Source organism: Bradyrhizobium sp. DN3, from assembly GCF_041357655.1.
In the GTDB taxonomy this organism is placed as follows: Bacteria; Pseudomonadota; Alphaproteobacteria; order Rhizobiales; family Xanthobacteraceae; genus Bradyrhizobium.
Window position 1 is genome coordinate 271,886 of record NZ_JAULLN010000001.1, and the last position, 12,413, is coordinate 284,298.

The following is a 12,413-nucleotide window of genomic DNA, read 5'->3' on the forward strand; positions in this document are numbered from 1 at the left end:
CGCTTCGCTCGCAATGACGGCACCAAGTACAAGCATAGGAGTAAAATAGTTGTCTCAAGAGCTGATCCGCGAAACCGCGTGCACCGTCGTCGACAAATTGCGGTCTGGCGACGTCTCGCCGCTCGGACTGCTGGACGTATTGGAAAAGCGCATCAGTGAAGTCGATGGCAAGGTCAACGCGCTGCCGACGCTGTGCTTCGATCGCGCCCGGGATAACGCCAAGGCGCTGATGCAGAAGCCGGCCGGCGCGCGCGGGCTGCTCGCGGGCCTGCCGGTGCCGATCAAGGATCTGACCGACGTTGCGGGCGTGCTGAACACCCAGGGCTCGCCGATCTTCAAGGACAACATCCCCGCGAAATCCGACCTCATGGTCGAGAACCTCGAAGCCAACGGCGCGGTGATCTACGCCAAATCCAACACGCCGGAATTCGGCGCCGGCGCCAACACCTTCAACGAGGTGTTCGGTGCGACCCTCAATCCCTGGGATACTTCGAAATCTGCCGCCGGCTCCTCCGGCGGCGCGGCAGTGGCGCTGGCCACCGGCATGGCCTGGCTCGCGCAGGGCTCCGACATGGGCGGCAGCCTGCGCAGTCCGGCAAGTTTCTGCGGCATCGTCGGCATGCGGCCGAGCATCGGCCGCGTCGCGCATACGCCCAAGGCGGGCATCGACCGCAATCTCGGCGTGCAGGGCCCGATGGCCCGCAACGTCGAGGATCTCGCGCTGCTGCTGGATGCCATGAGCGGCGACTATGCCGCCGATCCGCTGTCGCTGCCGGCGCCTCTGATGTCGTTCCTGTCGGCTGCCCAGTCCGGCAAGAAGCCGAGGCGCATCGCCTATTCGCCCGATCTCGGCATCACGCCGGTCGATCCCGAAGTCAAGGCGATCACACGCAAGGCGGCTGAACGCTTCGCCGAGGCCGGCGTCACCGTCGAGGAGGCGCATCCGGACTGGCGCGAGGCGCATGAATGCTTCCACGTGCTGCGCGCTTTCGACTTCGCGATCAGCAAGGCGCAACTTCTTCGCACCAAGCGTGACCTGCTCAAGCCGGAGGTGATCTGGAACATCGAGGAAGGCCTCAAGCTCACCGTCGAGCAGCTCGAACGTGCCGAGGCCCAGCGCGTCGGCATGACCGCGCGCGCGGTCGAGTTCTTTAGGACCTACGATCTCCTGCTGGTGCCGACCACGATCGTGCCGCCCTTCCCGGTCGAAAATCGCTATGTCGCCGAATGCGCGGGCAAGCGATTTGACAATTACGTCGAATGGCTCGGCATCGTCTACGCCATCACGCTCGCATGCTGCCCGTCACTGTCGCTGCCCTGCGGTTTCACGGCGTCAGGCCTGCCGGTCGGCGTGCAGGTGGTCGGCGCACCACGTGCGGATGCGCAAGTGATCGCAGGCGCGAAAGTGCTGGAGGATATATTGGGCCTGCGCGGCACGACACCGATCGATCCGAGGGTGAAGCAACAGCGCAATCCATGATGCTAGCGCAGTACCCCTCTCCCCTTGCGGGAGAGGGTGGATCGCCGCATAGCGGCGAGACGGGTGAGGGGTATCTCTCCGCGCGCAAATCTCGTCATGGGAGTTCGCTGAAGCAAACCCCTCATCCGGCGCCATAGCCGATGCGAAGCATCGGCGTTCCCAAGAACGGCGGCCAAAGGCCGCCTATGCCACCTTCTCCCACAAGGGGAGAAGGAAGATCACCTTCTCGTCGCTTCAAGACTCCGGCTGTAGCGCGACATCGCAAAGCAAAAGACAAAATAGATTGCGGCGACGAAGATATAGACCTCGACGGAAAACTGCTGCCAGGCGGGATCGATGATCGCGGTCTTCGCCGTCGTCAGCAGGTCGAAGATGCCGATGATCAGCACGAGACTGGTGTCCTTGAAGAAGGCGATGAAGGTGTTGACCAGCGGCGGGATGACGTGGCGGATCGCCTGCGGCAGGATGATCAGCCGGTTCTTGCGCCAGTAGGACAGCCCGAGCGCGTCGGCAGCCTCATATTGACCACGCGGCACGGCCTGAAGGCCACCGCGGATGACTTCGGCAAGGTAGGCGCCCGCGAACAGGATGATCGCGATCTGTGCGCGCAGGAGCTTGTCGATGTTGAACCCACTGGGCATGAACAGTGGAAACATCACGCTGGCCATGAACAAGAGGCTCACCAGCGGCACGCCGCGGATCAGCTCGACATAGAGCACACTGAGCGAACGGATCGCTGGAAGCTTTGAACGCCGGCCGAGCGCGACAAGGATGCCGAGTGGAAAGCCGAACGCGAGTCCAAACGTCGCCAGGATCAGTGTCACCGGCAATCCGCCCCAGCGATCCTGCGAGACGAAAGAGAGTCCCAGCACCCCGCCCCACATCAGCACGCTGATCAGCGCGAGCGCACCGATCCAGATGAAAACGAGCTCGCGCCGCCAGAGCGCGCGGCGCGTCGAAAGATAGAACAGCGCGATGAACAGCACGACCGACAGCGCCGGCCGCCACTGCTCGTCGAACGGATAGGTGCCGAACAGGATGAAGCGGTACTTTTCAGGAATGACCGCCCAGCAGGCGCCGATGCCGCGCACCGCGCGGCAAGCGCTGGAATCATTCACCGGCGTAAGCCAGACCGCACTGGCAACGCCCCATTGCACGAAGCTGATCACGCCCTTCGCGAGCACCGCCAGCAGCACTATCGTCAGGATGCCGTTCGGGATCGACGAGAACAAGTTGCTGCGCAGCCAGCGCAGCATCGGATTACCAACTTGCGGGCGGCGAGCGGCACGCGGCACGTCCGGCATATCGCTGATCGCCGTCATCCTCAGCGCTCCACCAGCGCGATGCGCGCATTGTACCAGTTCATGAAAAAGCTGATGCCGAGACTGATGGTCAGGAACACCGCCATGATCAACGCGATCGCCTCGATTGCCTGGCCTGTCTGGTTCAGCGTGGTGTTCGCGATCGAGACGACATCCTGGTAGCCGATCGCGACCGCGAGCGAGGAGTTTTTTGTCAGATTGAGATACTGGCTCGTCATCGGCGGCACGATCACGCGTAGCGCCTGCGGCAAGATGATCTGCCGCAGCATGAAGCTGCGGCGCAGACCGAGCGCGTTGGCGGCGTCCCACTGTCCCCGCGGCACGGATTGGATGCCGCTGCGCACGATCTCGGCGATGAAGGCCGAGGTGTAGGTGACGAGCGCGATCAGCAGCGCGAAATATTCGGGCGCCAGCGTCAGCCCGCCGACGAAGTTGAAGCCGCGCAGCTGGGGCCATTCGATCCGCCAGGATACGCCGAGCAGCACGGACGCCAGCGCCGGCAACGCAATCACCAGCGCAACCGCAAAGGGCCACGCCGGCCGCGGCTTGCCATCGCGCATCTGCTGCGCGACCAGCCATCGCCGGACCATATAGAACACCGCACACCCCAGCACTGCAGTGCCGAGGACCGCGAGCTGCGGCGGGCCGAACGGGATCGCCGGCAGGATCAAGCCGCGATTGGAGAGGAACACACCCTCGACAGGTCGCCACGCGGCGCGTGCGGCCGGCAGCGCCTGCATCAACACGTACCAGAACAGGAGCTGAAGCAGCAGCGGGATATCGCGAAGCGTCTCGACATAGACCGCGGCGAGCCGTGACAGCAGCCAGTTCGCCGACAATCGCGAGATGCCGATTAGCGTGCCCAAAATCGTCGCGAGCACGATCCCGATCACGGCAACGCGCAAGGTGTTGGCGACGCCGACGACGAAGGCCCAGAAGTAAGTGTCTCTCGGACTATAGGCGAGCAGACTGTCGGCGATAGGCATGCCGGCCTCGCGGCCGAGGAAGGCAAAACCGGTGGTGATGCGGCGGGCCGAGAGGTTGGTGACGGTGTTGGACCAGAGGAAGGCGACGACCGCAACCGCGATGCCGACGACCAGGACCTGCCAGAACAGGCCCTTCAGCTCGCGGCGCCCGAAGGCGCCGAAGAAGTGGCGGCGCGGCGACGGTCTCGGCGCATCTGAGGTCACGGCACAAAAATCCTTCTCAAGGGGCAGCGATTTCCGGCAGCGCACGTCAACTGTTGCACCAAACTTCGATTCATGCAACAAATGTTTCATGGCCGAGCCCGCGAAATCCTCGCCGTTGAGCGAGCTGCGTATTGCATTGCCATCGCTCCCGATGCGCTTGCAGGAGGTCGGACGCTTCGTCGCCGCCAACGATTACGACGCCACCACCCGTTCGATGCGCGATCTCGCGGCGGAAGCCGGCGCCGATCCTGCCGCGTTCACGCGGCTTGCGAAGGCGATCGGCTATTCGGGCTGGGAGGAGTTGCGCGCGGCGCTGACCGAGGCGCGGCGGCCGTCGCAGACCGCGCCCTTCTCCGGCCGCGCAAGAGGCCGTCGCCACGGGCCGAACGCCGATGTCGCGCTCGTCACCAACAAGCTTGCGGCCGAGGCCGCCGGCCTTCCGCGGATCCCGGCACACCCGATCGCGGAAGCTGCCCGCGCGCTGCACGATGCCAAGCGGATCTGGATCGCCGGCTATCGCAGCTGCCGCAGCGTCGCGGAATTGCTGAACTACGAGCTGCGACTGTTCCGGCCCGAGCAGGTCCAGCTCGTCGGCGCTTCCGGGCCCGACGACCTCGATCTCGGCGCGTTCCGGCCCCGGGAAGCCGTTATCGTCGTCGGCTTCCTACCCTACACGCATGCAAGCGTCCGCGTCGCACAGGCGGCCTATCGCGCCGGCGCGACACTGATCGCCATCGCGGATAGCCCATCGGCACCAATGGCCGAGGGCGCCGACCACGTGCTGCAGTTTGAGGCGGCGTCCTCTCCGGGCTTCTTTCCGAGCCTCACCGGCGCGATTGCGATCGCGCAGTCGCTCGCGGCGGTCACGTTCTCGCTCGGCGGCGTTGCCGCGAAGAAGCGTCTGGAAAGTACCGAGGCGCGACTCGCTGCGACCTCCACTTACGTCCCAGAGAAAGGTTGACCCATGGCCGCTCGCACCAGCCGCGTGCTGCACCGCTCGTTGCGCGAAACGCCGCCCAAAGCGATCGGCGGCGAAGGCGTCTATCTCTTCGCCGAAGACGGCCGGCGCATCATCGACGCCTCCGGCGGCGCGGCCGTCTCCTGCCTCGGGCACCAGCACCCGCGCGTGATCGCGGCGATGGCGAAGCAGGCCGCGACGCTCGCCTATGCTCATACGGCGTTCTTCTCCTCCGAGCCGGCCGAGGCGCTGGCTGAGGTGCTGGTCGGCCACGAGCCCGGCGGTCTCGCCTACGCCTATTTCGTCAGCGGCGGATCGGAGGCGATCGAGGCCAGCATCAAGCTCGCGCGGCAATATTTCATCGAGCGCGGCGAGCCGCAGCGGCAACACTTCATCGCCCGGCGGCAGAGCTATCACGGCAACACGCTCGGCGCGCTGGCCGCCGGCGGCAATGCCTGGCGGCGCGCACCCTATGCACCGCTACTCTCGGCGGCATTCAGCCACGTGACGCCGGCCTTCGCCTATCACGAGAAGAGCGAGGACGAGTCGGATGCGCAGTTCGTCGCGCGGCTTGCCGCCGAGCTCGAGGCCGAGTTTCAGCGGCTTGGCCCCGGCACCGTCGCGGCGTTCCTCGCCGAGCCCGTCGTCGGCGCCACCGCCGGCGCCGTGACTGCACCCGACGGCTACTTCAAGGCCATGCGCGAGATCTGCGACCGACACGGCGCGCTGCTGATCCTCGACGAGGTCATGTGCGGCATGGGCCGCACCGGCACCACGCACGCCTGGGAGCAGGAAGGTATCGCGCCCGACATCCAGGCGATCGCGAAGGGTCTCGGTGGCGGCTATCAGCCGATCGGCGCGATGCTCGCGAGCGGCAAGATCGTCGACACGATCCGCGCCGGCTCCGGCGCGTTCCAGCACGGTCACACCTATCTGGCGCATCCCCTCGCCTGCGCGGCCGCGCTCGCGGTGCAAAACGTGATCCGCGAGGAGCGCCTGCTCGATCAGGTCAGGGAGCGCGGACGACAACTCGAGCAACGGCTGACCGAACGCTTCGGCAATCACCGCCACGTCGGCGACATCAGGGGCCGCGGACTGTTCTGGGCGATCGAGCTCGTCGCCGATCGCGCCAGCCGCACCTCGTTCGACCCGGCGCTCAAGCTGCACCAGAAAATCAAGGCGGAGGCGCTCGCCAACGGGCTCGGCTGCTATCCCGGCGGCGGCACCGTGGATGGGGTCCGCGGCGACCACGTGCTGCTGGCGCCGCCCTATATCGCTTCCGCAGACGAGATCGACCTGATCGTCGACAGGCTCGGCACGGCCGTCGACAACGTGTTGCGTAGTGTCAATCACTGAGGGGAGACTAGCATGATGAGGAAAGTGGTTATCGCAGCGGGCGTGCTCGCGGCATCGACGGTGGTCGCGTCGGCCGCGACGCTCGACACGGTGAAGAGCCGCGGCACGCTGGTGTGCGGCGTCAGCGCCGGCTTTGCCGGCTTCTCCGCGCCGGATTCGCAAGGCAACTACAAGGGTCTCGACGTCGACTATTGCCGCGCCCTCGCGGCCGGCGTGCTCGGTGATCCCAACAAGGTGCGTTACGTCTCGCTGACCGCGCAGAACCGCTTCACCGCGCTGCAATCGGGCGAGATCGACGTGCTCTACCGCAACTCGACCCAGACATACTTGCGCGGCGTGACGCTGGGCCTGCGGCAGGGGCCGATCAACTTCTACGACGGCCAGGGCTTTGTCGTGAAGAAAGACCTCGGTGTGAAGGAGCTGAAGGACCTCAAGGGCGCCACCGTCTGCGTGGCTCAAGGCACCACGCATGAGGTCACGCTGGGTGATTACGGCCGCGCCAACGGCATCGACTGGAAGCCGCTGGTGTTCGACCGCATCGACACCATGTACCAGACCTTCTTCGGCGGCCGCTGCGATGCCATGACCCAGGACGCCTCTGCGCTCGCGGGTGCCGTGACGACCGCGGCGCCGAACCCGGCCGACTACGTCGTGCTGTCGCAGACCATCAGCAAGGAGCCACTCGGCCCCTTCACCCGCAACGGCGACGAGGTCTGGAGCGACATCATCACCTGGCTGCATTACGGTCTGATCGAGGCCGAAGAACTCGGCGTCACCCAAGCCAATGTCGACGAGATGGCGAAGTCGCAGACGCCTGCGATCCAGCGGCTCCTCGGTGCCTCCGGCGACCTCGGCTCGCGGCTTGGGCTCGACAACAAATGGCTGGTCACGGCGATCAAGGCCACCGGCAATTATGGCGAGATCTATGAGCGCAACGTCGGCAAGGCCAGCACGCTCAAGCTCGATCGCGGCCTCAACGGCCTCTGGAGCAAGGGCGGCTTGATGTACGCGCTGCCGTTCAAGTAGACGGTGCTTCACCTCTCCCCGCCTGCGGGGGAGAGGTCGACCGCGCAGCGGTCGGGTGAGAGGGAGCTTCCGCGAGTCCAACTCTCACCGCCCCCGCGGAGACTCCCCCTCACCCCACCCTCTCCCCGCAAGCGGGGCGAGGGAGACGAGACATCCCATGCGCATCGCCCTCATCCACGCCCTCAAGCACTCCATCGCGCCGATCGAGGCGGCGTTCGCGCAGGCGTGGCCCGAGGCGCGGCTGATGAACCTGCTCGACGACAGCCTGTCGGCGGATCTGGCGCGCGACGGTGCGCTCACCGACACGATGACCGAGCGCTTCCTGGCGCTCGGCGATTACGCCGTCGCGACGGGGGCGGACGGGATCTTGTTCACCTGTTCGGCCTTCGGTCCCTGCATCGATGCGGTCGCGCGGGCGCATGCGCCGATGCCGGTGCTGAAGCCGAACGAGGCGATGATCGAGCGTGCCGTGACCATGGGTAAGCGCATCGGCCTGCTCTCGACCTTCCCGCCGACCCTGGTCTCGATGCCGCCGGAATTTCCCGCTTCCGTCCAAATCGTGCCGAAACTTGCCGAGGGCGCGCTGGCCGCTCTCGACCGCGGCGACCGTGCCACGCACGACCGGCTGATTGCGGAGGCCTCGCGCGATTTGCGCGATTGCGATGTCATCGCGCTCGCGCAGTTCAGCATCGCGGCAACGGCGCCGCTGGTTGCGGAAGCCACCGGCCGCCCTGTCGTGACGACGCCGGACAGCGCCGTCGAGAAGCTGATGAGCCTGCTGAAGGCGAAGGCTTAAGCGCCGTTCTTTTTTCGCCGGGCATCCTTGATCGCGACCGCGAGCGCGGCCTTCGTTTCGCTCACGAAATCCTGGACGAGATCCTCGCGCGTGGCATGTGCGGCCTCGCCGGTGAACAGGCCCTGCTCGGCCAGCATCACCACGCCGTGCAGCGCCGCCCAGATCTTGAGGGCCTGCCGTTCGCGCAAATAGCCGACGGCAGGCACCTCCAGGGCCTCGATGACAAGCGCAAACGTCTCGCGCGTGGCCTCATGCAGCTCGCTGCCCTTGGCGGCGCAGGACACTGTGCGGGACGCGAACATCAGGCGATAGATGCCGTTGCGGCGCAATCCGAAGTCGAGCATTGCCTGCGCCAGCCGCGACAGCTTCGACTGCTCTGACGGTTTCGCCATCGCCGCCCGAAAGGTTGCACTGAGCTGCCGGAACGCCTCCGCCGTCACCGCCGCGAGCAAGGCGTCGCGGTCGGCAAAATGCCGATATGGCGCCGGCTGCGAGACGCCGAGCTGCTTGGCCAGCGCCTTGATGCTGATCGCCTCGGCGCCGCCGCGTTCCGCTTCGCGCAGCGCGGCCTTGATCAAGGCATCGCGAAGATCGCCATGGTGGTAGGTCTTCTCGGGCTTGCGGGCGAGTTGTGAGCGCATGTCGCGGCGAGACTATAAGTTTGCGCTTGACAGGGGAAGCCTGTCGCGAATGTAATAGGATATAACTTATAGAACGCAGATGAGGAAACGCGCCGCCTTCGGGCCTCGCGCGCACACGACCGAGGAAGCCGCAATGGCAGAGCGACTGAAGGTTCACGTCGATCCCGACAAATGCCAGGGCCACGCCCGCTGCAAGGCGCTCGCGCCGGAGCTGTTCGAGCTCGACGAATACGGCAACGCCCATGAAGCCGGAGACGGCACCGTCCCGCCGGGACTGGAAGACAAAGCCTGGCTTGCCAAGTCCAATTGTCCGGAGATCGCAATCGATGTGATCGAGGAGTAGCGTGCTTTCCGCGTTGTGCGTGCCTTCCGCGAACACGAGCCCCTGGGGATTCCGAGATGTCCGACGTCAGCCAACCCGCCGCTCATCCGCCTGTGACCGACTGGGTCCATGATTTCGACCACACCGATCCGCAATGGACGGACGACCCCTTCCCGATCTGGGACGAGCTGCGCGCCGCGAGCCCGGTCGTGCATACCAAGCGCTTTCTCGGCTGCTATCTGCCGACGACCTATGCAGCCGTGCGCGAGATCGCCAACGACACCGAGCATTTCTCCTCCCGCCGCATCATCGTCCGCGACGTGCGCCCGGAGATCGCCAGGAATGCGGCCCCGCCGATCACCTCCGACCCGCCCGTGCACAAGCCGGCCAAGCAATTGCTGCTGCCGCCGTTCACGCCGGACGCGATGAAGAAGCTCGAGCCGCGGGTCCGCGCCATCTGCAACGAGCTGATCGACGACTTCATCACCGAGAAGAGCGTGGACGCGGCGGCGCGCTACACGAAGCACATTCCGGTGCGCGCGATCGCGCACATGCTCGGCATTCCCGAAAGCGACAGCGACCTCTTCGTCGACTGGATCCACATGATCCTGGAGCTCGGCATCAGGGACGAGACCAAGCTGCTCCAGGCCGTCGAGGAGATGAGCGCCTATTTCAGCGGTCATATCGAGGCGCGCAAGACGAAGCCGACCGACGACCTGATCTCCTACCTGATGAACGCCAGGGACAAGGACGGCAATCCGCTCGAGGACTCCCACGTGCTGGGCTCGCTGCGCCTGCTCCTGATCGCCGGCATCGACACCACCTGGAGCGCGATCGGTTCCTCGCTCTGGCATCTCGCGAAAACGCCGACCGATCGTGAACGGCTGATCGCCGAGCCAGGGTTGATTCCAACCGCGGTGGAAGAGCTGCTGCGCGCCTATTCCCCGGTGACGATGGCGCGCGAGGTGGTCAAGGACACATCTATTTCGGGCTGCCCGGTGAAAGCAGGCAACATGGTGCTGCTGTCCTTCCCCGCCGCGAACCGCGATCCCAAGATGTTTCCGGACGCTGACAAAGTCGTGATCGACCGTCGCGAGAACCGTCACGCCGCTTTCGGCCTCGGCATCCATCGCTGCGTCGGTTCCAACCTTGCGCGCATGGAAATGCAGGTTGCGCTGGAGGAATGGCTGAAGCGGATTCCGGATTTTGCTCTTGACCCGGCAGGCACCGTGACCTGGTCGCAAGGCACGGTGAGAGGGCCCCGCCAGTTGCCATTTCTGCTTGGAAAGGCGATGTAGGCCTCTCCAAACAACGATACGGAGAGGCCGGACGTGACAGAGCAAGCAACCAACCCGGCCTCTGCGTATTTTGACCTCGCCGACGCCGAGCGGCGGATCAAGGCGATCTTCATCGGCTCGATCGGCAATCTCGTCGAGTGGTACGATTTCTACGCCTATACGGCGTTTGCGCTCTACTTCGCTCCCGCGTTCTTCCCCGGTAACGACCCCGTCGTGCAGCAATTGAACGTCGCCGTCGTATTCGCGGCGACCTTCCTGATGCGGCCCTTGGGCGGCTGGTTCTTCGGCTATATCGCCGATCATTTCGGCCGCCGCATCTCGCTCACTCTGTCTGTCGTCTTCATGTGCTTCGGCTCGCTGATCATCGCGCTGACGCCGACCTATGCCACGATCGGCTTTGCGGCGCCGGTGATCCTGGCGCTCGCCCGCGTCATCGAGGGCTTGAGCCTCGGCGGCGAATATGGCGCCAGTGCCACTTACCTCAGCGAAGTCGCCGACCCCAAGCACCGCGGCTTCTATTCCAGCTTTCAGTACGTGACGCTGATCGGCGGCCAACTCACCGCAATCATCGTGCTGCTGCTCCTGCAAAAGGTCTTCCTCACGCCGGCAGAGCTGAAGGACTGGGGTTGGCGTATCCCCTTCGCAATCGGCGCGGCGCTTGCGATCTTCGCCGCGGTGATGCGGCGTGGCCTGCACGAGACCGAGGCGTTCGAGGAGGCCAAGAAGGTGGTGAAGCCGACCGGATCGATCACCAACCTGCTGCGTTATCCGCGCGAGCTCTTGCTGGTCGTCGGCCTCACCGCCGGCGGCACCGCCGCTTTCTATACATTCACGACCTACATGCAGACCTTCGTCAAGCTCTCGGTCGGGCTGACCGAGGACCAGACCACTTTCGTGATCTTCGGCACTTTGATTTTCGCGACCATCCTCCAGCCGATCTACGGCGCGATCTCCGACAGGATCGGACGCAAGCCGCTGCTGATCTTCTTCGGTGTCGCCGGCACGCTCGCGACCGTGCCGCTGCTGATGACGCTGAAGGAGACCAAGTCGCCCTTCGTCGCGTTCGTCCTGATCTGCGCCGCTTGGCTGTTCGTCGCCGGCTACACCTCGATCAATGCGGTGGTGAAGGCCGAGCTGTTCCCAACCAATGTCCGCGCGCTCGGCGTCGGCCTGCCCTATGCCATTACGGTCTCGATCTTCGGCGGCACGGCGCCGGCGATCGCGCTCTATTTCAAGAGCATCGGGCACGAGGAATGGTTCTACTTCTATCTCAGCGGTATCATCTGCCTGTCGATGATCATCTATGCTACCATGCGCGACACCAAGCACGCCTCCGCAATGCATCGGCACGAGTAGGCCATGGCTGACGACAACGAGCCGCCCGACAGCAAGCTGACGCGCACCAAGGAGAAATGGGCGCGCGAGGGCCGCTTCCTCACGGGGAAGATCACGCGGCCGGAGGACCAAAGGCTGCCGCCCGGCCAGCACCTCACCAAGGATTGGCCGGTGCTCGATCTCGGGGTCGTGCCGCCGGTATCGCGCGAGCGCTGGCGCCTCGACGTCTATGGCGCGGTCGAGAGACCGGTGTTCTGGACCTTTGCCGAATTCACCGCGCAGAAGCAGGCGCGGTTCACCTCCGACATCCACTGCGTGACGACCTGGTCGCGCTATGACAATGAGTGGGACGGGCTCGCGACGCGTGAGTTGCTCGCGGCCTGCCAGCCGCGCGAGGATACGCGCTTCGTCGTGCTGCATTCCTATGACGGTTACACCACCAATCTCGCGCTGGAGGACTTCGCCGCCGAGGATGCGCTGCTCGCCCATAGCTGGTCGGGTCAGCCGCTGACGGAGGAGCATGGCGGACCGGTGCGGCTGGTCGTGCCGCATCTGTATTTCTGGAAGAGTGCCAAATGGCTCCAGGCCATCGAATTCCTGACTGAGGACGCTCCGGGCTTCTGGGAAGTCCGCGGCTATCACAACCGCGGCGATCCCTGGGCCGAGCAGCGCTATTCAGGCGATTAGGT

12 protein-coding genes are annotated in these 12,413 nt (G+C 65.1%); 9 read left to right on the forward strand and 3 right to left on the reverse strand.

Features of this window, described 5'->3' with window-relative positions; translation table 11 throughout:
• Positions 1-49 precede the first annotated feature (49 nt).
• Positions 50-1,480: an amidase gene (locus tag AAE027_RS01180; protein WP_370985148.1), complete on the forward strand. Its 1,431-nt coding sequence runs from the start codon at positions 50-52 to the stop codon at positions 1,478-1,480.
• Between the two features lie 218 nt (positions 1,481-1,698).
• On the opposite strand, the gene AAE027_RS01185 is transcribed toward AAE027_RS01180, so the two are convergent.
• Both AAE027_RS01185 and AAE027_RS01190 read right to left on the reverse strand, forming a co-directional pair.
• The gene (locus tag AAE027_RS01185; RefSeq protein WP_370985147.1) at positions 1,699-2,802 is read right to left on the reverse strand and encodes an amino acid ABC transporter permease; all 1,104 of its coding nucleotides are present in this window, start codon (positions 2,800-2,802) and stop codon (positions 1,699-1,701) included.
• Between the two features lie 2 nt (positions 2,803-2,804).
• The gene (locus AAE027_RS01190) at positions 2,805-3,992 is read right to left on the reverse strand and encodes an amino acid ABC transporter permease (RefSeq protein WP_370985146.1); all 1,188 of its coding nucleotides are present in this window, start codon (positions 3,990-3,992) and stop codon (positions 2,805-2,807) included.
• A gap of 88 nt (positions 3,993-4,080) precedes the next feature.
• Between AAE027_RS01190 and AAE027_RS01195 the strand changes: the two genes are divergently transcribed.
• The 4 genes from AAE027_RS01195 (at position 4,081) to AAE027_RS01210 (ending at position 8,128) form a co-directional block, all read left to right on the forward strand.
• Positions 4,081-4,953, forward strand: a complete 873-nt coding sequence (locus AAE027_RS01195) for a MurR/RpiR family transcriptional regulator (protein ID WP_370985144.1) — start codon at positions 4,081-4,083, stop codon at positions 4,951-4,953.
• 3 nt (positions 4,954-4,956) lie between these two features.
• Positions 4,957-6,306, forward strand: a complete 1,350-nt coding sequence (locus AAE027_RS01200; RefSeq protein ID WP_370985143.1) for an aspartate aminotransferase family protein — start codon at positions 4,957-4,959, stop codon at positions 6,304-6,306.
• A gap of 12 nt (positions 6,307-6,318) precedes the next feature.
• Positions 6,319-7,332: an amino acid ABC transporter substrate-binding protein gene (locus AAE027_RS01205; RefSeq protein WP_091895341.1), complete on the forward strand. Its 1,014-nt coding sequence runs from the start codon at positions 6,319-6,321 to the stop codon at positions 7,330-7,332.
• A 157-nt stretch (positions 7,333-7,489) separates the two neighbouring features.
• Complete coding sequence (locus AAE027_RS01210) at positions 7,490-8,128, forward strand: aspartate/glutamate racemase family protein (protein WP_249760487.1); 639 nt, start codon at positions 7,490-7,492, stop codon at positions 8,126-8,128.
• Here AAE027_RS01210 and AAE027_RS01215 read toward each other — a convergent pair.
• Entirely contained in the window at positions 8,125-8,769 is a 645-nt protein-coding gene (locus AAE027_RS01215; protein ID WP_370985142.1) for a TetR/AcrR family transcriptional regulator, read from the reverse strand. The genes AAE027_RS01210 and AAE027_RS01215 overlap by 4 nt on opposite strands.
• A 133-nt stretch (positions 8,770-8,902) precedes the next feature.
• Between AAE027_RS01215 and AAE027_RS01220 the strand changes: the two genes are divergently transcribed.
• The 4 genes from AAE027_RS01220 to AAE027_RS01235 are packed head-to-tail and all read left to right on the forward strand — an operon-like array spanning position 8,903 to position 12,411.
• The gene (locus tag AAE027_RS01220; RefSeq protein WP_018648108.1) at positions 8,903-9,112 is read left to right on the forward strand and encodes a ferredoxin; all 210 of its coding nucleotides are present in this window, start codon (positions 8,903-8,905) and stop codon (positions 9,110-9,112) included.
• A 56-nt stretch (positions 9,113-9,168) separates the two neighbouring features.
• Entirely contained in the window at positions 9,169-10,389 is a 1,221-nt protein-coding gene (locus tag AAE027_RS01225; RefSeq protein WP_370985140.1) for a cytochrome P450, read from the forward strand.
• A 33-nt stretch (positions 10,390-10,422) separates the two neighbouring features.
• Complete coding sequence (locus AAE027_RS01230; RefSeq protein WP_370985139.1) at positions 10,423-11,745, forward strand: MFS transporter; 1,323 nt, start codon at positions 10,423-10,425, stop codon at positions 11,743-11,745.
• Between the two features lie 3 nt (positions 11,746-11,748).
• Entirely contained in the window at positions 11,749-12,411 is a 663-nt protein-coding gene (locus tag AAE027_RS01235; RefSeq protein WP_370985138.1) for a sulfite oxidase-like oxidoreductase, read from the forward strand.
• Positions 12,412-12,413 lie beyond the last annotated feature (2 nt).